The sequence below is a fragment of the Pseudolabrys sp. genome, assembly GCF_050250095.1.
GTDB lineage: Bacteria > Pseudomonadota > Alphaproteobacteria > Rhizobiales > Xanthobacteraceae > Pseudolabrys.
Genome location: NZ_JBFWPH010000007.1, coordinates 35,792 through 55,652, shown reverse-complemented (window position 1 = coordinate 55,652; position 19,861 = coordinate 35,792). Strand labels below are relative to the sequence as shown.

The 19,861-nt window shown below is 64.8% G+C and carries 18 protein-coding genes; 8 read left to right on the top strand and 10 right to left on the bottom strand.

Annotated features, from left to right (window positions below; genetic code table 11):
• Positions 1-125: 125 nt before the first annotated feature.
• The 3 genes from AB7F10_RS18065 to AB7F10_RS18055 are packed head-to-tail and all read right to left on the bottom strand — an operon-like array spanning position 126 to position 3,174.
• Complete coding sequence (locus AB7F10_RS18065; RefSeq protein WP_428564095.1) at positions 126-1,232, bottom strand: 5-methyltetrahydropteroyltriglutamate--homocysteine S-methyltransferase; 1,107 nt, start codon at positions 1,230-1,232, stop codon at positions 126-128.
• A gap of 13 nt (positions 1,233-1,245) precedes the next feature.
• Complete coding sequence (locus tag AB7F10_RS18060) at positions 1,246-2,355, bottom strand: 5-methyltetrahydropteroyltriglutamate--homocysteine S-methyltransferase (protein WP_428564092.1); 1,110 nt, start codon at positions 2,353-2,355, stop codon at positions 1,246-1,248.
• Between the two features lie 51 nt (positions 2,356-2,406).
• Entirely contained in the window at positions 2,407-3,174 is a 768-nt protein-coding gene (locus AB7F10_RS18055) for a GntR family transcriptional regulator (RefSeq protein WP_428564089.1), read from the bottom strand.
• Between the two features lie 275 nt (positions 3,175-3,449).
• Between AB7F10_RS18055 and ligM the strand changes: the two genes are divergently transcribed.
• Positions 3,450-4,853, top strand: coding sequence for a vanillate/3-O-methylgallate O-demethylase (ligM, locus tag AB7F10_RS18050; RefSeq protein WP_428564086.1), 1,404 nt, complete (start codon positions 3,450-3,452; stop codon positions 4,851-4,853).
• Positions 4,854-4,941: 88 nt separating this feature from the next.
• On the opposite strand, the gene AB7F10_RS18045 is transcribed toward ligM, so the two are convergent.
• The 6 genes from AB7F10_RS18045 to pcaF all read right to left on the bottom strand — a co-directional run bounded on the left by AB7F10_RS18045 (position 4,942) and on the right by pcaF (position 11,303).
• Complete coding sequence (locus AB7F10_RS18045; protein ID WP_428564083.1) at positions 4,942-6,045, bottom strand: 5-methyltetrahydropteroyltriglutamate--homocysteine S-methyltransferase; 1,104 nt, start codon at positions 6,043-6,045, stop codon at positions 4,942-4,944.
• Positions 6,046-6,099: 54 nt separating this feature from the next.
• Positions 6,100-6,972, bottom strand: a complete 873-nt coding sequence (locus AB7F10_RS18040) for a methylenetetrahydrofolate reductase (protein WP_428564080.1) — start codon at positions 6,970-6,972, stop codon at positions 6,100-6,102.
• A gap of 18 nt (positions 6,973-6,990) precedes the next feature.
• Entirely contained in the window at positions 6,991-8,397 is a 1,407-nt protein-coding gene (locus AB7F10_RS18035; protein WP_428564077.1) for a hypothetical protein, read from the bottom strand.
• Between the two features lie 321 nt (positions 8,398-8,718).
• Positions 8,719-9,339 (bottom strand): protocatechuate 3,4-dioxygenase subunit alpha, encoded by a 621-nt coding sequence (pcaG, locus tag AB7F10_RS18030; RefSeq protein ID WP_428564074.1) that lies wholly within the window; start codon positions 9,337-9,339, stop codon positions 8,719-8,721.
• 17 nt (positions 9,340-9,356) lie between these two features.
• Complete coding sequence (pcaH, locus tag AB7F10_RS18025) at positions 9,357-10,064, bottom strand: protocatechuate 3,4-dioxygenase subunit beta (RefSeq protein ID WP_428564071.1); 708 nt, start codon at positions 10,062-10,064, stop codon at positions 9,357-9,359.
• A 30-nt stretch (positions 10,065-10,094) separates the two neighbouring features.
• The gene (gene pcaF / locus AB7F10_RS18020; protein WP_428564068.1) at positions 10,095-11,303 is read right to left on the bottom strand and encodes a 3-oxoadipyl-CoA thiolase; all 1,209 of its coding nucleotides are present in this window, start codon (positions 11,301-11,303) and stop codon (positions 10,095-10,097) included.
• Positions 11,304-11,414: 111 nt separating this feature from the next.
• Here pcaF and AB7F10_RS18015 point away from each other — a divergent pair, with 111 nt between their 5' ends.
• The 7 genes from AB7F10_RS18015 (at position 11,415) to AB7F10_RS17985 (ending at position 19,085) form a co-directional block, all read left to right on the top strand.
• Complete coding sequence (locus AB7F10_RS18015; protein WP_428564065.1) at positions 11,415-11,867, top strand: DUF3237 domain-containing protein; 453 nt, start codon at positions 11,415-11,417, stop codon at positions 11,865-11,867.
• Positions 11,867-12,664 (top strand): crotonase/enoyl-CoA hydratase family protein, encoded by a 798-nt coding sequence (locus tag AB7F10_RS18010; RefSeq protein WP_428564062.1) that lies wholly within the window; start codon positions 11,867-11,869, stop codon positions 12,662-12,664. The genes AB7F10_RS18015 and AB7F10_RS18010 overlap by 1 nt, the downstream gene beginning before the upstream one ends.
• A 170-nt stretch (positions 12,665-12,834) precedes the next feature.
• Positions 12,835-14,730, top strand: a complete 1,896-nt coding sequence (locus AB7F10_RS18005; protein WP_428564059.1) for a feruloyl-CoA synthase — start codon at positions 12,835-12,837, stop codon at positions 14,728-14,730.
• Positions 14,727-16,613: a feruloyl-CoA synthase gene (locus AB7F10_RS18000; RefSeq protein ID WP_428564057.1), complete on the top strand. Its 1,887-nt coding sequence runs from the start codon at positions 14,727-14,729 to the stop codon at positions 16,611-16,613. Before AB7F10_RS18005 ends, AB7F10_RS18000 begins: the two co-directional genes overlap by 4 nt.
• Positions 16,610-17,851 (top strand): thiolase family protein, encoded by a 1,242-nt coding sequence (locus tag AB7F10_RS17995; RefSeq protein WP_428564054.1) that lies wholly within the window; start codon positions 16,610-16,612, stop codon positions 17,849-17,851. The genes AB7F10_RS18000 and AB7F10_RS17995 overlap by 4 nt, the downstream gene beginning before the upstream one ends.
• Before the next feature lie 13 nt (positions 17,852-17,864).
• Entirely contained in the window at positions 17,865-18,626 is a 762-nt protein-coding gene (locus AB7F10_RS17990; RefSeq protein WP_428564051.1) for an SDR family NAD(P)-dependent oxidoreductase, read from the top strand.
• 36 nt (positions 18,627-18,662) lie between these two features.
• Entirely contained in the window at positions 18,663-19,085 is a 423-nt protein-coding gene (locus AB7F10_RS17985) for an acyl-CoA thioesterase (protein WP_428564048.1), read from the top strand.
• 106 nt (positions 19,086-19,191) lie between these two features.
• On the opposite strand, the gene AB7F10_RS17980 is transcribed toward AB7F10_RS17985, so the two are convergent.
• Positions 19,192-19,686: a MarR family winged helix-turn-helix transcriptional regulator gene (locus tag AB7F10_RS17980; protein ID WP_428564045.1), complete on the bottom strand. Its 495-nt coding sequence runs from the start codon at positions 19,684-19,686 to the stop codon at positions 19,192-19,194.
• Positions 19,687-19,861 lie beyond the last annotated feature (175 nt).

Genomic DNA, 19,861 nt, shown 5'->3' with positions numbered 1-19,861 from the left:
TCTTCTGCTGTTCGCGGCTTCTTCGACCTCTAACGTGTCGAACGCAGTCACGTCGCGACAGATGCTAAAAGCGTCAGGGCGAAACTCAAACCGTTATCGGTTGCGCCCGTCGTCCGCCTTGCCCATCAACGGCCCCACACCTCGTCGGCCAGTTCGACGATCATCGACAGCTTTGCCCACTGCTGGTCTTCGGCTAGGATATTGCCCTCCTCGGTCGAGGCGAAACCGCATTGCGGCGACAGCGCGAGCTGGTCGAGCGGCACGTATTTTGCCGCCTCGTCGATCCGCCGCTTGATCTCTTCCTTCGATTCGAGCTTGCCGCTCTTGGATGTGACGAGGCCGAGCACGACCGTCTTGCCCTTGGGCACGAAGCGCAGCGGCTCGAAACCGCCGGCGCGGTCGGAGTCGTATTCCATGAAATAGCCGTGGACATTGATCGTATTGAACAGGATCTCCGCCACCGGCTCATAGCCGCCGGACGCCACGAAGGTCGACTGGAAGTTGCCGCGGCACAGATGCATGCAGACCGTCATGCCGGCCGGCGCGCCGGACACCGCCGCGTTGATCAGGCCGGCATAGGTTTCCGGCAGCTTCGCGGCGTCTTCCCCGCGGTCGTCGACCTGCGCCCGCAGCTTCGGGTCGCACAGATAAGCGAGGTTGACCTCGTCGAGTTGGAGATAGCGGCAGCCGGCCACGCCGAACGCCGCGACCGCCTTGCGATAGGCCTCGCCGAGATCGCGATAAAACTCCGCCATGTCGGGATAGATGCTTGCCGGAACCCCTTCCCGCCCGTAACGAAAATGCATCGACGACGGCGACGGGATCGTCATCTTGGCGGTCTGCCTGGTGTTCGCGGCGACGAACCTGAAATGCTCGATCATCGGATGGCCGGTGAATGCGCCGAGCTTGCCGACGATGCGCATCATCATCGGCTTCGGATTGACGCCCTGGAACTTGATCTTGCGCTCGCCGAGATAGGCCTCCGCGCCGTCGATATTGCCGAGGAAATCGTAGTTCCAGAACGCGCGGCGGAACTCGCCGTCGGTGACCGATTTGAGGCCGATCTCTTCCTGTTTCCTGATCACGCGCGCGATCTCGCGATCCTCGACCGCTTTCAGGTCGTCGGCCGAGATTTCGTTTCGCTCGCGTTTTGCCCGCGCCTCTTTCAGCGCGGCGGGACGCAGCAGGCTGCCGACATGATCGGCGCGGAACGGAGGCTTGCTCGTCATCACGTAATTCCCAACCTTACTTGCCGCCCCAGACCTCGTCGGCAAGCTCGACGATCATCCGCAGCTTCGCCCACTGCTCCTCCTCGGCCAGCACATTGCCTTCCTCGGTCGAGGCGAAGCCGCACTGCGGCGACAGGCAAAGCTGATCGAGCGCGACATATTTCGTCGCCTCGTCGATCCGGCGCTTGATGTCGTCCTTCGACTCGAGCTTGCCGCTCTTGGAGGTGACGAGACCGAGCACCAGTTGCTTTTTGCCCTTGGGGAAGTAGCGCAGCGGCTCGAAGCCGCCAGCGCGGTCGGAATCGTATTCCAGGAAGTAGCCGTCGAGATCGGTGTTGCCGAGCAGCTGCTCGGCGACGAACTCGTAGCCGCCCGAGGCAATGAAGGTGGAGCGGAAATTGCCGCGGCAGGAATGCATCGTCACCGTCATATCGGCGGGCTTCGCCTTCAACGCGGCATTGGTGAGGCGCGCATAGATCGCCGGCAGCTTGTCGGGATCGTCGCCGCGCTCCCGCGAGTGCTTCTGCTCGTTCGGATCGCAGATCATCGCCCAGGCGGTGTCGTCGAGCTGCAGATAGCGGCAGCCGGCGTCATAGAAAGCGCGGATCGCCTTGCCCCAGGCGGCGCCGACGTCCTCCCAGAACTGGCCGAGATCCGGATAAGCCTCTTTGCTCACCATCTGCCGGCCTTGACGGAAATGGAACGTGCTGGGCGCCGGGATCGTCATCTTCGGTGTGACGTTGCAGTGCGCCTTGAGGAACTTGAAATGCTCGATGTGCAGATGGCCGGCAAAATCGACCTTGCGGTTGATCTTGATGGCCTGGCTCTTGGTGACGACGCCGTGAAACTTGATCGGCGGGGCTTCGATCAGATCGACGCCCTCAAGACCCCGGAAGAAATCGAAGTGCCACCAGGAGCGGCGCATCTCGCCATCGGTCGCGAGCTTGAGGCCGATCTCTTCCTGTTTCTTGATCGCACGTTCGATCTCGCGATCCTCGACCGCCTTGAGCGCCGCGGCGTCGATCTCGCCTTTTTCGTGTTTGGCGCGCGCTTCCTTTAACGCCGCGGGACGCAGCAGGCTGCCGACATGATCGGCGCGGAAAGGCGGCTTGGTCCGTTGGCTCATGGCGCATTCACTCCCGGTTCTGAAGTTTTCTTGAGACTGTCGTTAGCACACCTAGCCGTTGGCGGCGACCGGCGGGCGGATCAGCACCGCGCCCGGCACGAGGTCGCGGGTGCCCTGATTGCGGAAGGCGAGCTGGAGATTGCGGTGCGCGAGCCGCGCGTGCTCGCGCATCAACGCCTCAGCGCGCGCGCCCTCGCGTTCCTCGATCGCACGCACGACGCAGGTGTGGTGATCCTGCGCGATGGTGAGAATCTTCTGCGCCTCCGGCAGCACGGCCTGCAACATGACGAAGCCGCTCGGCGAAGCGAACGGCAGATTGACCGCGCGCTCGATCTGCCGCCGCACCACCGGACTGTCGGCGGCGTCGATCAGCAGCGCGTGGAATTGACCGTTCAACCCGACATAGACCGAGAAGTCGTCGACGGTGAGCGCCGGCTGCCCAACGAGATCGTCGATCCGGGCGAGCAGGTCCTTCATCGCCGCGAGCACCGGGGCGGCCGCGCCGCGCTCGGCGGCGAGCCGCGCGGCGAAGCCTTCCAGCGTGCCGCGCATCTCGATCGCGTCGTGAATGTCGCGCTCGGAAAAGCCCTTCACCGCGAAGCCGCCGGTGGGCAGCGCGTCGAGGAAGCCCTCCTCTTGCAACCGCACCAGCGCCATGCGGATCGGCGTCCGGGAAATGCCAAGCCGCTCGACCATCGACAGTTCGGAAATACGGTCGCCGGCCTTCAACTCGCCGGACAACACGAGGTCGCGCAGCGACAATTGGGCCTTCACCGTCTGTGACGAGGACCGGTCGCTGTCGGAGACCTGAGTGGGCAAGAGCGGCTCCCTATTTTCGCCGGGGCTTCTTGAGGCCCCGGTCAATTCATGCTGTATACAACGTGGAAGTGAGGAACCGCCAGCCCCGTCCGGCAGACCAAGAATAACGCCGGATCAGGCAGCAAAATCGAGGCTCAATTCGCGACCATACGGCCCGGACGCCCGGACCTGTATACATACTGCCGCATCCCTGACCGGAAGCCGCACGGAAAACCGCGCGCGGCCCGGTCTGGCGGCAGCCGATTTTCAGACAACCCTGTCGGAGTAAATGAGCGATGGCAAAGAACCTGGACGAAAAACTGAAAGCGGCCGGCAACGCGGTCGACATGATGCGCAATTCGCAGATCGGCGCTTACGTCTATCCCGTGGTCGCGCCGGAATTCTCGAACTGGCGCGACGAGCAGCGCGCGTGGCGCGACAGCTGCGTGCTGTTCGACCAGTCGCATCACATGGTGAACCTGTTCGTCGAGGGACCGGACACCGTGAAGCTGTTGTCCTCGCTCTCGACCAACTCGTTCAAGAACTTCCATGTCGATCAGGCCAAGCAGTTCGCGCCGGTGACGCCTTACGGCCATGTGATCGGCGACGGCATCCTGTTCTACCTCGCCGAAAACAGCATGTGCTATGTCGGCCGCAACCCGGCCGCCAACTGGATCGAGTTCCACGCCAAGACCGGCGGCTTCAACGTCACCACCAGATATGACGACCGTTCGCCGTCGCGCCCGATGGGCAAGCCGGTGACGCGCGCGTTCTATCGCTATCAGATCCAGGGTCCGAAGGCGCAGGACGTCATCAAGAAGCTGAACGGCGGCACCTTCCCCGACATCAAGTTCTTCCGCATGGGCCACATCACCATCGCCGGCAAGAAGGTGCGTGCGCTGCGTCACGGCATGGCGGGTGCACCGGGCCTCGAAGTGTGGGGGCCTTACGAGCAGGTCGACGAGATCAAGAACGCGATCATGGAAGCCGGCAAGGATTTCGGCATCGTCGCCGTCGGCGCCCGCGCCTATGCGACCAACACGCTGGAGTCCGGCTGGATCCCCTCGCCGGTGCCGGCGATCTATTCGGGCGACAAGCTGAAAGCCTATCGCGAGTGGCTGCCGCTCACGAGCTACGAGGCGAACGCCTCGATCGGCGGCAGCTACGTCTCGAAGAACATCGAGGACTATTACACGACGCCTTATGAGCTGGGCTACAACACCTTCACCAAGTTCGACCACGACTTCATCGGCGCCGACGCGCTGAAGGCGATGGAAGGCAAGAACAAGCGCAAGAAGGTGACGTTTGCCTGGGACAACAAGGACGTCGATCGCATCAACGCCTCGATGTTCGCGCCCGCCGGCGAGAACTACAAGTTCATCGACCTGCCGCTGTCGAACTACGCCTCGTCGTCCTACGACGCGGTGATGAAGGGCGGCAAGATGGCCGGCGCTTCGATGTTCTCCGGCTACAGCTTCAACGAGCGCAAGATGCTGTCGCTCGGCTGGGTCGAGGAGGAATTTGCGAAGCCCGGCACCGAGCTCTCCCTCGTCTGGGGCGAGGAGAACGGCGGCACCAAGAAGACCACCGTCGAGCGCCACAAGCAGACCGAGATCAAGGTCATCGTCTCGCCGGCGCCCTACTCCGCCGTCGTGCGCGAAGGCTACGAAGGCAAGTGGCGGCACGAGGCGGCGGAATAATTCCTCGCCCGTCACGTCGATAAAAAAGAAGCCCCCGTGCAACGCACGGGGGATTTTTTTTACTCATAACCCCGAAGCGCCAGAGCAATCAGCCCCAGACTTCCTTCGAGATATCGACGACAAGTTTCAGCTTGTCCCACTGCTGCTGCTCGGCGAGCGTGTTGCCTTCCTCGGTCGAGGCAAAGCCGCACTGGGTCGACAGCGCCAGCTGGTCGAGCGGCACGATCCTGGCCGCTTCATCGATCCGCTTCTTGATCGAGTCCTTCGATTCCAGCTCACCGGTCTTCGAAGTGATGACGCCGAGAACGACGACCTTGTTGCCTTTCGGCAGGAAGCGCAGCGGCTCGAACCCGCCGGCCCGCTCGCTGTCGTATTCAAGGAAATACCCGTCGTAATTGCACTTACCGAGCATGTTTTCCGCCACCGGCTCATAGCCGCCCGACGAAATCCAGGTCGAACGGAAATTGCCGCGGCAGACGTGCGTGGTGATCGTCATGTCGGCGGGCTTCGCCTCCAGCGCCTTGTTGATGCAGCGCGTGTAGCTGTCCTGCAGGTGATCGACATCGAGGCCGCGATCCCGCGCCTTCTTCAGCTCATCCTGCGAGCAGAGATAGGCCCAGGCGGTATCGTCGAACTGCAGGTAGCGGCAGCCGGCGGCATGGAACGCCTTGATTGCCTTCTGATAGGCGACCGCAAGATCGTCGAAGATCGCGTCGCGGCTCGCATAGGCCGACTTTTCGACGGCATCCGGCTCGAGGCGGAAATGCATCACCGTCGGCGACGGGATGGTCATCTTCGGCATCACCTTGGTGTGGGCCTTCAAAAACTTGAAGTGCTCCAGCATCGGGTGATTGGAGAAGTCGATCTTGTTCTTGACGTGAATGACGTGCGCCTTGGTCAGCACGCCATGGAACTGGATTCCGGTCCTGCCCTCGATGATCTCGACGCCGTCGAGCATGCCGAAGAAGTCGTAGTGCCACCAGGCGCGGCGGAACTCGCCGTCGGTGGCGAGTTGCAGGCCGACGGCTTCCTGCTGCTCGATGACCTTCTCGATCTCGCGGTCTTCGACCTCTTTCAGCTGCGCCGCGGTGATCTCGCCTTTTTCGCGCTTGGCGCGGGCTTCCTTGAGAGGCGCGGGACGCAGAAAGCTGCCGACATGGTCGGCCCGGAAGGGCGGTTTGTTTCGCTGCATTTTTTCCTCACCAAATGCGCCGGGCCGAACAGTCCGGACTTCAATTTGGTGGGGTCATAGCACGGCTTTGCTCGCGACCGCGAGTCGCGCCGCCTGCTTCTCCGCATAGCGCGCCGTGTCGGCGATACCGCCGAATGAGAAATAGTGAACCCGGATTTCGCCGAGGTCGGCGCTGTCTGCGCACAGTTCGTCGACGATCTTTTCCGGCCCGACATTGCCGATCAGGCTCGCAGCGGCGCCGGAGGCAAGGCCGCGCATCGAGGCGTTGACGCCGCAACGCTTGGCGTAGCGCAGCAGCGCGGTCAGGCTGGTCGGGCCGGCAAGGCCGATCCGCACCGGAAGCGCGATGCCCCTGGCGCGAATGCCGCGAACCCAGGCCGCGACCGGCTCGGCGGAAAACGCAAACTGCGTGACGATATGGAGCTTCAGACCCTGCTGTTCCGCAGCGGCGATCTTGTCCGCCATCGCGGCCGCGAGCTGCTCGTTGCCGATGCGTGGATGGCCTTCGGGATAACCGGTAATGCCGATCTCCTCGATGCCGGCCTCACGCAACCCGCCGTCGCGGATGACCGCGAGCGCGTCGGCGAACGGACCCGGCGGATCGAACTCGCCGGCCAGCACGAGGAGACGGCGGACATCCGCCTCGCCGCGCAGCCGCGCGAGGATTTCGATCAGCTCGGCCTTGGAGGTGAGACGGCGCGCGGGAAGATGAACGACCGGCTCAAGCCCGGCGCGCCGCACCTGCGCCGCGACGCCGGCCAGCTCGTTGAGCGGCTGGGCCGGCACGGCGCTGAGATAGAGCCAGCGGCCCGCTCCGCCATGCTCGGCCACCGCAGCGATGTCGGCCGCCGAAGGACGGGTCGCCTCGATCGAATAGAGGCCGGCAAACGCCGCAGCGCGGCCCGATGGGCAGTCAGTGACGGACATCGGGCCTCACCACGAGGGCTATTCCCAGCGGCGCGAGATGACGAAGGACTCGTCGTAGAACCACAGCCCGCCGTGTTTTTGCAGCACGTCGCGGGTGGCCTCGATGTAGCGGCCGTCGGTAGTCACGTCGGTCAGCCGGTCGTCCTCGACCTGCGCCACATAGATCGCCGCGTTCCACGCCGCGAGCAGCGTCGAGGTGCCGATCGACGACGACACTTCCGACGGCAGCGTGTGCATGACGTAGCGGAACAGCGACCGCTGGTCGGAATAGGCGTTGAAGTTGAGGTCACGCCCCGCCGGTCCCAGCTCCTGCTTCACCGCCTTGAGCAGTTCGTGGCGGTCATGCGCGAACGGATTGTCCTCCGGCCAGACCCGGTTGACGATCTCCATGCCCGGATCGTGGCCGTAGGAGTGGATGCCGATCATGCGGCCGCCGGGACCGAGCGCGCGGGCGAGCGGCGCCAGCACGCGCTTGGCCTTGAAGTCGACCGAGGCGCGCGCGCGATAGGGCTGCGAGGCCATGACGAGGTCGTACTCCGCCGAGGCCGAGCCGGGCTTCGGGATCACCTGGTCGAGCAGGAACTTGTGGTCGTTGCGGTAGATCACCAGCACCACCGGCCGCTCATAGACCGGGTTGCCGCTCTTCGGGCTGACCTTCGCTTTCCAGTTCTCGGCGAGGAACGGCTCGAGATCGGTGATCTGCTGCTCGAAATTGTGCGAGGTCGAGCCTTCGAGCGGCACCTCGTGCCACACGAGGCTGGTCGCGGCGCTGACCGACTTCGCGGTCAGCCACGGCGCCTCGGCGTAAGCGAGGTTGGTCAGCACCAGCACCGTCGAGGGATGCTCGACGAAGCGGTCCGCCATCTTCTGCAGCGTGAGACGAATGTCCTCGAGGCTGATTTCCTTGGCGACGATGTAGAACGGCATGGTCGTGAACCGCTCGTGCATCGAGCGCATCACGCGGGTGAGCACCGTGCCGTCGCCGACGCCGGCGTCGAACACACGCACCGCCGGCGGCTTTGGGTGGATGTTGGCGAGTTCGAGATTGACGCGGTTCGCGATCTCCCACTTCTCGCTGCAGGTGTTCACGAACAGCAGATATTTCTGCCGGTTGTCGAAGAAGCGGAAATTGCGCTGCGGGTCGGCCTCGCCATCTGCGGTGGCGCTCGGCTGCGCCGGCGGCGCGACCGCCGGCAGCACCTGCGAGGGCGCGTCGAACATCACGCGGCGCTTCGCCGGCATCGCTTCACCGGAGCGCGTCATGAAGGAGCGGATGCGCTCGAGCGTCTCGGTGGTGATGCGTCCGCCGTTGCGCAGGCGGCTCGCGAGCTTGCCGTCGTTGACGGCGCGGCGGCCGAAGGTGGATTCGGCCAGGCCGCGCTGGCGGCAGAAATCGGTGATCTCCTGAAGGATCTGTTCGTTCACGGCGTTTCTCCCGGACAGCTTTTGTCGCGTGATATTCCCCGCGTCTTCCGCGCGGTTGAGGTTGCCGGATCGAACCAAGACTGCCCGATGGCGTCAACTTAAAAATTCAACCTCAGGAACTTGGGCAGAAAAGGTGGGCAATAATACCTCGCTGCATTGCAAAGATAACTGGGATTTTGTGGGCAACGATCTCGTTCCGAATGGCCGGCGCCCACTCAAATTGGGGCAATTGCCCATCATGTCCATACTACAGTGGGCACGAAAAAACCGCCCGAAGGCGGCCTTCGGGCGGTTGAAAAATCTGCGCCGAACGATCGAGGATCAGATGTCGAAGAAAACCGTCTCGTTGTCGCCCTGCACCCGGATGTCGAAGCGGTACAGCGTCTGCCCGCCCTTGTTTTCCTTCGTCGCGATCAGCGTGCCGCGACGATCCGTGGGCACGATGGTCAGCACGGGGTCGGTGGCGTTCGCCGCCTCGTCGGAAAAATACATCCGCGTATAAATCTGCCGCAGCATGCCGCGCGAGTAGATGCAGAACACGACATGCGGCGCCTGCGGCTTGCCGCCCGGCCCCGGCACCGCGCCCGGCTTGATGGTGTCGAAGGCGAACACGCCCTGCTTGTCGGTCGAGGAGCGGCCGAAGCCCTTGAACTGAGCGTTCGGCAGCGCGCGGTTGTCGCGCGGATTGGCGTAACGGCCCTGCGCGTCGGCCTGCCAGATCTCCAGCATCGCGTCCGGGATCGGCTTGCCGTCGCCGTCATAGATGGTGCCTTCGATGCGGATCTTGTCGCCGGTGACATCCGGCGTGATGAGATTGCCGTCGACGGTGTTCTTCCAGTGATACTGGCCGTTCGGGTCCCATTCGGTGCGGTTGTTCGGCGTGAGGCCGTAGGCGAAGAACGGACCGACGGTTTGCGACGGAGTGATTTCGGAATCGGACATCGTTCGCTCGTTCTTTCTCAGTGCTTGTCGTCGTCGAGCGGCGTGGCTTCGCGGCCGCGCAGCACGATGTCGAAGCGGTAGCAGAGCGCCCAGTCGGGCACGGTGTTTTCCATGTCGAAGCTCGCGACCATGCGCTCGCGGTCCTTCGGGTCGGTGACCGAATTGAAGATCGGGTCGTAGGGGAACAGCGGATCGCCGGGGAAATACATCTGGGTGACCAGCCGCGACAGGAACGAGTGGCCGAAGATCGAGAAGTGAATGTGGTTCGGCCGCCAGGCGTTGTGGTGGTTGCCCCACGGATAGGCGCCGGGCTTCACGGTGATGAACTTGTAGTAGCCCTGCTTGTCGGTGAGCGTGCGGCCCGCACCGGTGAAGTTCGGATCGAGCGGCGCCGGATGCTGGTCGACGATGTGGACGTAGCGGCCGCAGGCATTGGCCTGCCACAACTCCACCAGCGCGTCCGGGATCGGGCGCTTGTCCTCGTCGAGCACATGGCCATGGACGACGATGCGCTCGCCGAGCGGCTCGCCCTTGTGCTGCTTGGTCAGGTCGTTGTCGCCGTCCTGGATGGCGTCATGGCCGTAGACCGGGCCGGTCAACTCCGACAGCGTGTGCGGCATGATGATCAGCGGCTTCGACGGCGACCGCTTCACGGTGCTCTTGTAGCCGGGGCTCAGGTGCTTCGGGAAAGCACTCAGGCTTTCCTTGGGATAAATGAGCGACATTCCGTTCCTTCTCCGCTCTTTCGCGAATTCTCAGACTTTTTCAATCGCCAGCGACACGCCCTGCCCGACACCGACGCACATGGTGGCAAGGCCGAGCTTGCCGCCGCGCGCGTGCAGGCCGTGCGCCGCCGTCAACGCCAGCCGCGCACCCGACATGCCGAGCGGATGACCGAGCGCGATCGCCCCGCCATGCGGGTTCACATGCTCGGCGTCGTCCGGCAGGCCAAGCTGGCGCATGCAGGCTAGCGACTGCGAGGCGAAGGCTTCATTGAGTTCGATCAAATCGTAGTCGGTGATCTTGTGGCCGAGCCGCGCCATCAGCTTCTGCGTCGACGGCACGGGGCCGATGCCCATCACGCGCGGCGGCACCGCGGCGGACGCCATGCCGAGGATGCGGGCGCGCGGCGTGAGGCCGTGTTTCTTGATGGCTTCCTCGGACGCGACGATCATCGCGGCCGCGCCGTCATTGACGCCGGAGGCATTGCCGGCGGTGACGGTGCCGGGCTCGCGGAACGGCGTCTTGAGCTTGGCGAGTTGCTCCAGCGTGGTTTCCGGGCGCGGATGCTCGTCCTTGTCGATGGTGACGACCTCGCCCTTGCGGCCGGCGATCTCGACCGCAACGATCTCGTCCTTGAAGTAGCCGGCGGCGATCGCCTTGCCGGCCTTCTGCTGCGAGCGCAACGCGAAAGCATCCTGGTCGGCGCGCTTGATCTGATAGTCCTCGGCGACGTTCTCGCCGGTTTCCGGCATCGCATCGACGCCGTACTGCTTCTTCATCAGCGGGTTGATGAAACGCCAGCCGATGGTGGTGTCGAAAATTTCCGCGCTGCGCGAGAAGGCTTCCTGCGCCTTGCCCTGCACGAAGGGGGCGCGCGTCATCGACTCGACGCCGCCGGCAATCGCGAAGTCCATCTCGCCGGCGCGGATCGCGCGGGCGGCGGTACCGACCGCTTCAAGCCCGGAGGCACACAGCCGATTCAAGGTCACGCCGGGAACGGAGGCCGGCAGGCCCGCGAGCAGCAGCGCCATGCGCGCGACGTTGCGGTTGTCCTCGCCGGCCTGATTGGCGCAGCCGAAATAAACTTCCTCGAGCGCCGCCCAGTCCACCTTGGCGTTGCGCTTCATCAGCGCCTTGATCGGAATGGCGCCGAGATCGTCGGTGCGCACCTTGGCGAGCGAGCCGGCATAACGGCCGATCGGCGTGCGGGCGTAGTCGCAGAGATAGGCTTCACGCGCCATGATGTTCCGCCATGTAAATTTTATCCTGTTTTGCGGTCCCGTATTTACGGCTCGCGATGGACAGGGTCAAATAGGCTTAAATCAATTCCAGACCATCGGCGATTACCTTTCATGCTGTCCGCGACGCCCATCTTCACCGTGAATGCCGACCTGGCCGCCATTCTCCGTTTCGGCCGAACCCCCTATGGCGAACGCCGGGTGATCGACATCGAAGGCGGGACGGTCAGCGGTGCGCGGCTCAAAGGCCGGATTTTACGCGGCGGCGCCGACTGGCAGATCATCCGGACCGACGGAACCGCCGATATCCAGGCGCGCTACACTATTGAGGCCGATAATGGGGGCCACATTCTGGTTTCGAGCGAAGGCTTGCGTCACGGCCCGCCGCACGTCATGGAGAAATTGGGCAGAGGCGAAAACGTCGACCCGTCGCAGTATTATTTCCGGACCGTGATGCGGTTCGAGACGGCGGACCCGGCGCATGCCTGGCTCAACAATATCCTCGCGCTGGCGCGCGGGGCACGCGAGGCCCAGTCGGTGCGGCTCGACGTTTACGAGGTGATGTGATGGCTGCCGTCGGAATGATGATCGAACTGCCGCCTTCGCTGCTGGCCGAACGCCACGGCGCGGTCGCGGTGCTCAGGCTCAACCGCGTGGAAAAGCGCAACGCGCTGAACGACACCATCGTGTCGGGCATCGAAAAATTCGTCACCTCGCTGCCGGACGACATCGGCGCGGCGATGATCTGCGGCGAGGGCGACAACTTCTCCGCCGGCCTCGACCTCTCCGAGCTGCGCGAGCGCAACATCAGCGAGGGCATGGAACATTCGCGGTTCTGGCACCGCGCTTTCGAGAAGCTGCAATTCGGACGGGTTCCCGTTGTCGCCGTGCTGCATGGCGCGGTGGTGGGCGGCGGCCTCGAACTCGCGGCCGCCTGCCACGTCCGCGTCGCCGAACGCTCGACCTATTACGCGCTGCCCGAGGGCAGCCGCGGCATCTATGTCGGCGGCGGCGGCTCGGTCCGCATCCCGCGGCTGATCGGCGTCGCCCGCATGATGGACATGATGCTCACGGGCCGGACCTATTCGGCCGAGGAAGGCCACACTGTCGGCCTCTCCACCTATCTCGTCGATCAAGGCAAAGGCTTCGCCAAGGGCCTCGAGCTTGCGACCCACATCGCCTCCAATGCGCCGCTGACCAATTACGCCGTGATGCAGGCGCTGCCGCGCATCGCCGAGATGGACCCGGCCGGCGGCTACGCCGTCGAGGCGATGATCTCCTCGATTGCGCAGGCCGATGGCGAGGCCAAGGCCCGCCTCAACGCCTTTCTGGAGAAGCGCGGGCCGAAGGTGACGCGAACCTGAACGCGCACTTGACGGCCGGAGGTCCAAAAGCGATTGTTGGCAGATTGTTGTCTTGGACAACAATCTGGCGCCGCGCACGGCGCCGCATAACGACCGGCCGGGCGCTCACTGGGCAACCAGGGAGCGCCACGACAATTGAGCCGGCGATTGGGTAAGGAAGCGTTCCGGCCATGGCGACCAGCGCCGCAAATCTCTCGACCCGCGAGGCCGCACCGCTGCGGCCGGTCAAGCTCGGCCGCCTCAACACGGTCGTCGAGACGCGCGCGGACGGCACGATTTATCTACGCTGCGCGCAGAGCCTGCCGCAGCATCCGGCGACCGTGACGGAGTCGCTCGACCGCTGGGCGACAGAACGGCCGGACCAGACCTATCTCGCCCAGCGCGGCGCCGACGGCGCATGGCGCAAGCTGACCTACAAACAGGTGCGCGACCGCGTGCGCGCCATCGCGGCGGCGCTGCTGTCGCGCGGGCTGTCCGCCGAACGCCCCATCGCCATTCTGTCCGGCAACGACATCGAACACGCGCTGCTCGCGCTCGCCGCGATGTATGTCGGTATCCCCTATGCGCCGATCTCGCCCGCTTACTCGCTGATGTCCGGCGACTTCGGCCGGCTGCGCGGCATCGTCGAACTGCTGACGCCGGGCCTCGTGTTCGCGAGCGACGGCGCGATGTTCGGCAAGGCCATCGCGTCCGTCATTCCGGCGGACACCGAACTTGTCGTCGCGCGCAACGCATCGGACGGCCGCAAGACGCTGATGTTCGACGATCTCGGCGCAAATAGCGAAAAGGCGGTCGATGCCGCGCATGCGAAAGTCGCGCCCGACACCATCGCCAAATTCCTGTTCACCTCAGGCTCGACCGGCACGCCGAAGGGCGTCATCAACACCCACCGCATGCTGACCGCCAATCAGGCGATGATCGCGGCGTGTTACCCGTTCTTCGCCGACGAGCCGCCGGTGCTGGTCGACTGGCTGCCGTGGAGCCACACCTTCGGCGGCAACTACTGCTTCGGCCTCGCGCTGACCAATGGCGGCACGCTGCATATCGACGACGGCAACCCGACGCCGCCCGGCGTGCCGAAAACGGTGCGCAACCTCACCGACGTCGCGCCGAACATCTACTTCAACGTGCCCAAGGGCTACGAGGCGCTGGTCGCGCATCTGCGCGACAACGAGGCGTTTCGCAAAAACTTCTTCAGCAAGCTGAAAGTCCTGTTCTACGCCGGAGCGGCGCTGAGCCAGCCGTGCTGGGACGATCTCGAACGGCTATCGATCGAAACGACCGGCGAGCGCGTGATCTTCCTCTCCGCGCTCGGCTCGACCGAGACCTCGCCGCTCGCCACCGCTTGCACCTGGGAGTTCGAGCGCGCCGGCAATATCGGCCTGCCCTGCCCGCAGGTCGAACTCAAGCTCGCGCCGAACGAAGGCAAGCTGGAAGCGCGCTTCCGCGGCCCGCACATCACACCGGGCTACTGGCGGCAGCCCGACATCACCCGCGAGGCCTTCGATGAGGAAGGCTTCTACCGCATCGGCGACGCGCTGAAATTCGCCGACCCGAACGAGCCGAATGCCGGCCTGCTGTTCGATGGCCGCATCGCCGAAGACTTCAAGCTCTCGACCGGCACCTGGGTTAGCGTCGGCCCGCTGCGCGGCCAGTTCCTCGAATTCTTCGCACCCTACGTCCGCGACGTGGTGTTCGCCGGTTCGAACGAAGAAGACATCGCCGCGCTGGTCATCCCCGACATCGAGGCCTGCCGCCGGCTTTGTCCCGATCTGCCGAAGGACGCCGCGCCCGCCGCGATCTTCGCCGATCCGCGCACGCGACTGACCTTCGCGTCGCTCATCAACGAGCTGGCGGACCGCGCGCGCGGCAGCTCCACGCGCGTATGCCGGCTGCTGGTGATGGCCGAGCCACCGTCGATCGACTCCGGCGAGATGACCGACAAGGGCTCGATCAACCAGCGCGCCGTGCTACGCAACCGCGCGGCGCTGGTGAAGGAACTTTACGACAAGCCCTATTCGTCGCGCGTCATCGGGCTCGACGATCCGCAATTGAGGCGGACATGAGCGGCGTGACGAAACGCTCGGCCACGGACTGGGCCAACGCGCCGGTGCGTCCGGTCACGGTCGGGCCGCAGGACACCATCCTGACGCGCGAGGCGAACGGCATCATCCGCATGCGTTCGCCGCAGCCGCTCGGGCCCTATCCGAAAAAGATGACGGAGCGGCTGGAGCACTGGGCCAAGGTTGCGCCGGATCGCGCCTACATGGCGCAGCGTGACGGCGACGGCTGGCGCACCGTCACCTACAAACAGGCGCTCGATTACGCGCGCCGGATCGGCCAGGCGGTTCTCAAGCGCAACCTTTCGGTGGACCGCCCCATTGCGATCCTGTCCGGCAACGACATCGAGCACGCGCTGATCGCGCTCGGCGCGCTCTATGTCGGCGTGCCGCATGCGCCGATCTCGCCGGCCTATTCGCTGGTCTCGGAAGATTTCGGCCGGCTGCGCGCGATTTTCGATCTCATCACGCCGGGCCTTGTGTTCGCGACCGATGGTGCAGCCTTCGCGCGCGCGCTCAAGACCGTGGTGCCGGCAGATCTCGAAGTCGTCGTCGCGCGCAATACGCCGGACGGCCGCGCCACCACATCGTTCGAGGATTTCTGCAACGAGACACCGACCGCGAACGTCGACAAGGCGCATGACACCGTCGGACCCGACACCGTCACCAAGTTCCTGTTCACCTCCGGTTCGACCGGCATCCCGAAATGCGTGACCAACACCCAGCGCATGTGGTGCTCGAACCAGATCATGCTCGGCCAGGCGCTCGCCTATTTCTTCGAAGAGCCGCCGGTGATCGTCGACTGGGCGCCGTGGCATCACACCGCCGGCGGCAATCACGATGTCGGTCTCGTGCTCCACAACGGCGGCACCTTCTACATCGACGAAGGCAAGCCGGTGCCCGGCGCCATCGAGGAAACGATCCGCAATCTGCGCGAGATCGCGCCGACCTGGTACTTCACGGTGCCGAAGGGCTACGAGGCGATGCTGCCCTACCTGCGCAGCGACGCAGCGCTGCGCAAAACGTTCTTCAGCCGGCTCAAGGTGCTGTGGTTCGCCGGCGCGGCGCTCGCGCAACACATCTATGACGAAGTGCAGGAACTCGCGGTCGATGCCTGCGGCGAGCGCATCCCGTTCCTCACCGGCCTCGGCTCGACCGAAACGGCTCCTTGCGCCTTCGCGCGCACCTGGGAAGCGCCGGACTCGACCAATATGGGCCTGCCGGTCGCGGGCGTCGACCTGAAGCTGATCCCGAACGGCGGCAAGCTCGAGGCCCGCGTGAAGGGACCGAACATCACGCCGGGCTACTGGCGGCAGCCCGACTTCACCGCCAACGCCTTCGACGAGGAAGGTTTCTACAAGCTCGGCGACGCGCTGAAGTTCGCCGATCCGAGCGACCCGAAGCAGGGCCTCTTGTTCGATGGCCGCATCGTCGAGGACTTCAAGCTCTCGACCGGCACCTGGGTCAGTGTCGGGCCGCTGCGCGGCAAGTTCATCGACCACTGCGCGCCCTATGCGCGCGACGTGGTGATCGGCGGCGCCGACCGCAACGACATCGCCGTGCTGATCTTCCCGGCGCTGGAAGCCTGCCGCGCGCTCGATCCCTTGCTGCCGGCGAATGCGACGCCGCACCAGATCGCGGAAAGCCCCGCGGTGCGCGCCAAGTTCGAAACGCTGATCGCGTCCTTCGCGCAGAAGGCCAGCGGCAGCTCGAACCGCATCGGCCGCGGCATCCTGCTTGCCGAACCGCCGTCGATGGATGTGGGCGAAATGACCGACAAGGGCTCAATCAACCAGCGCGCCGTGCTCGCGCATCGTGCGCCGCTGGTCGAGGAGCTTTACACCAAACCTTATTCCGCGCGCGTGATCGCCACCGGAGAGACGAAATGAGCAAGGGACTGAGCTACACCTACGACGACGCCTGGATGGTGGATGGCGTGCGCACGCCGTTCGCGGACTACAACGGACCGCTCGCGCTGGTGTCGCCGATCGATCTCGGCATCAAGGCGGCGCGTGAAGTTTTCAAGAAGTCGGGCGCGTCGCCGGACGACATCGGCACCGTCATCACCGGCTCGATGGCGCAGGCGAGCTTCGACGCTTATCTGCTGCCGCGTCACATCGGCCTTTATTCCGGCGTGCCGCAGGATGTGCCGGCGCATCTCGTGCAGCGTGTCTGCGGCACCGGCCTCGAAGTGCTGATGAACGCCGCCGACACCACCTCGCTCGGCCGCGCCGATCTCGCACTGTGCGTCGGCGCGGAATCGATGAGCCGCAATCCGGTGGCGAGCTACACCTCGCGCGGCGGTTTCCGCATGGGCGATCCAGGCTTCAAGGACTTCCTGTGGGAAGCGCTGCTCGATCCCGGCCCGAACGCAACGATGGGCGACACCGCCGAGACGTTGGCGAAGCAGTATCAAATCACGCGGCCGGACGTGGATGCCTATGCGGTGCGCTCGTTCGACCGCGCGCTCGCGGCGCAGAAGTCCGGCTTTCTCGCCGGCGAGGTCGCAGCCGTACAGACGGAAAAATTCGAGGCCGGCAACCTCCAGCCACGCGGCATCAAGATCAAAGGCGAACTGACCGCCGACACTCACATCCGTCCCTCGCCGCTCGAGACGCTGGCGAAGATCCGCCCGGCCTTCGGCGGCATCCAGACTGGCGGCAATTCCTCGGCCATCGTCGATGGCGCGGCGGCCATTCTGGTCGGCAGCAATGATTATGTGAAAAAGCACGGCAAGGCGCCGCTCGCGCGCATTGTCGCCGGCGCGGTGATCGGCGTGCCGCCGGAAATCATGGGCATTGGCCCGGTGCCGTCGATCAAGGCGGTGCTGGAGCGCGCGGGCCTCAAGCTTTCCGACATCGACCGGTTCGAGATCAATGAGGCCTTCGCTGCGCAGGTGATGGCCTGCGCCCGCGAACTCGGCATCGACGAGGCAAAGCTCAACGTCAACGGCGGGGCCATCGCGATCGGCCATCCGCTCGGCGTCACCGGTATCCGCCTCGCTCTGACGCTGGCGCGCGAGTTGAAGCGCGAGAAGCTTCGCTACGGAATCGCCTCGGCCTGCATCGGCGGCGGCCAGGGCATCGCGCTGCTGATCGAGAACACGGAAGCCGCGAAGGCGAACTAAAGGGGCACGGCGCATGGACGTCAAAAACCAGGCGGCAATCGTCACCGGCGGCGCATCGGGCCTCGGCGCGGCCACTGCGCGCGCGCTGGCCGCGGCCGGCGCGAAGGTCGCGATCTTCGACATGAACGAGAAGGGTGCGGCCGCTGTCGCCGCCGAAGTCAAAGGCATCGCGTTTGCCTGTGACGTCGCCTCGTCCGAAGGCGCGAAAGCTGCCATCGCGGCGGCGAGCACCGTGCACGGCCCCCCTCGCATTCTGGTCAACTGCGCCGGTATCGGGCCGGCCAAGCGCATCGTCGGCCGCGACGGACCGATGCCGCTCGAAGACTACGAGCGCGTCATCCGCGTCAACCTGATCGGCACCTTCAACATGATGCGGCTCACCGCCGCCGCGATGCAGGCCGCCGAGCCGCTCGCGGACGGTGAGCGCGGCGTGATCGTATCGACCGCCTCGGTCGCGGCGTTCGAAGGCCAGATCGGCCAGTCCGCCTATTCGTCATCGAAGGGCGGCGTCGCCGCGCTGACGTTGCCCGCCGCGCGGGAATTTTCCCAGTTCGGCATTCGCGTGCTCGCGATCGCGCCCGGCATTTTCGGCACGCCAATGCTGAAGGCGCTGCCGCAGGAATCGCAGGACTCGCTTGGCGCCTCGGTGCCCTTCCCCAAGCGGCTCGGCGACCCGGCCGAGTTCGCCGCGCTGGTGATGCACATCGTCAGCAACGGTTATCTCAACGGCGAGGTGATCCGCCTCGACGGCGCGCTGCGCATGGCTCCCCGGTAATTGGCTTCGTCAACGAGCGCTGTGGTAGAAGGCCGCATGACCAAGATCACGAATATCCGCACCGTGCGCATCGAGTGGGGCGACTGCGACCCCGCCGGCATCATCTACTACCCGCGCTATTTCGAGATCGTCGATGCCTCGACCGCCGCACTGTTCGAGAGCGCGCTCGGCATGACGAAATATCACTTCACCCGGCATTATGCCTTCGCCGGCTTTCCGGTGGTGACGACGCGCGCGCGCTTCATCAAGCCGACGCGCTATGGCGACGACGTCCGGGTGGAATCGACCATCGCCTTCGGTACGTCGAGCTTCACGGTCGAGCACAAGCTCAGTCTCAATGGCGAGCCGTGCTGCGAATGTTCGGAGAAGCGCGTCTGGGTCGGCCGCGACCCGGCCGATCCGAGCCGCATCAAATCGATGCCGATCCCGGCGGCGGTGCGCGAGAAGTTCGGTGTGTAAGCGCGAGTCTGATTCAACTCCGTTGAATCAGGCCAGTCGCCAATTTGATTGTAGAGGCATGATCTTGTCCGAAAACCGGTCCCCACTTTTCGGAATCATGCCTGATCTATTGCCCGATAGCCGCGCCGATACGGCGCAGCACCTTCACGAAACGGTCGCGGTCGCGCGCGCCGATGATGCGATCCAGGTTCTTCTCGTGCCGCCGCGCGCAAGCCATCATCTTGGCAAGCGTGCGCTCTCCCGCCGGCGTCAGCGACAGACGCCAGGCGCGCCGGTCGCCGTCGATTCGTTTGCGCTGCACCAAGCCGCGCCGCACCAGATCCTCCAGCACAGGCGTCATGCTGGATTTGTCGCGCCCGCTCGCGGCACCCAGCGCCGTCTGGCTGATGCCGGGGTTCTTCGCGATCAGGGTCAGGATGGCGAACCGGCCGGGATGCTCGCCGATCTCGCGCGACAACCGGGAAAACGCCTGAAAGGCCGCCTCCTGCGCCATGCGCAGGTTGAAGCCGACCCAGCCGGCGAGCGGGCCGAAATCGATCGCGGCGGCGGGAGCTTTCGCCGCGCCGCGCGCCGCCTTGCTCGCGCTCACCCGTTTGCGCACGATAACCACCGCATCATGACAACGCTGCCTCGTCTCTTCGCGCCGCAGCGTTGATACGCCGCGCCGGCCAGATAGTTTGACGCCAAACGATTTCCTTTACAACGGCGGCGACATGCGGTCGAATAATACGAAATGGCCCAAATAAAAACTCGCGGCCAATCAAATCAACGAGGGA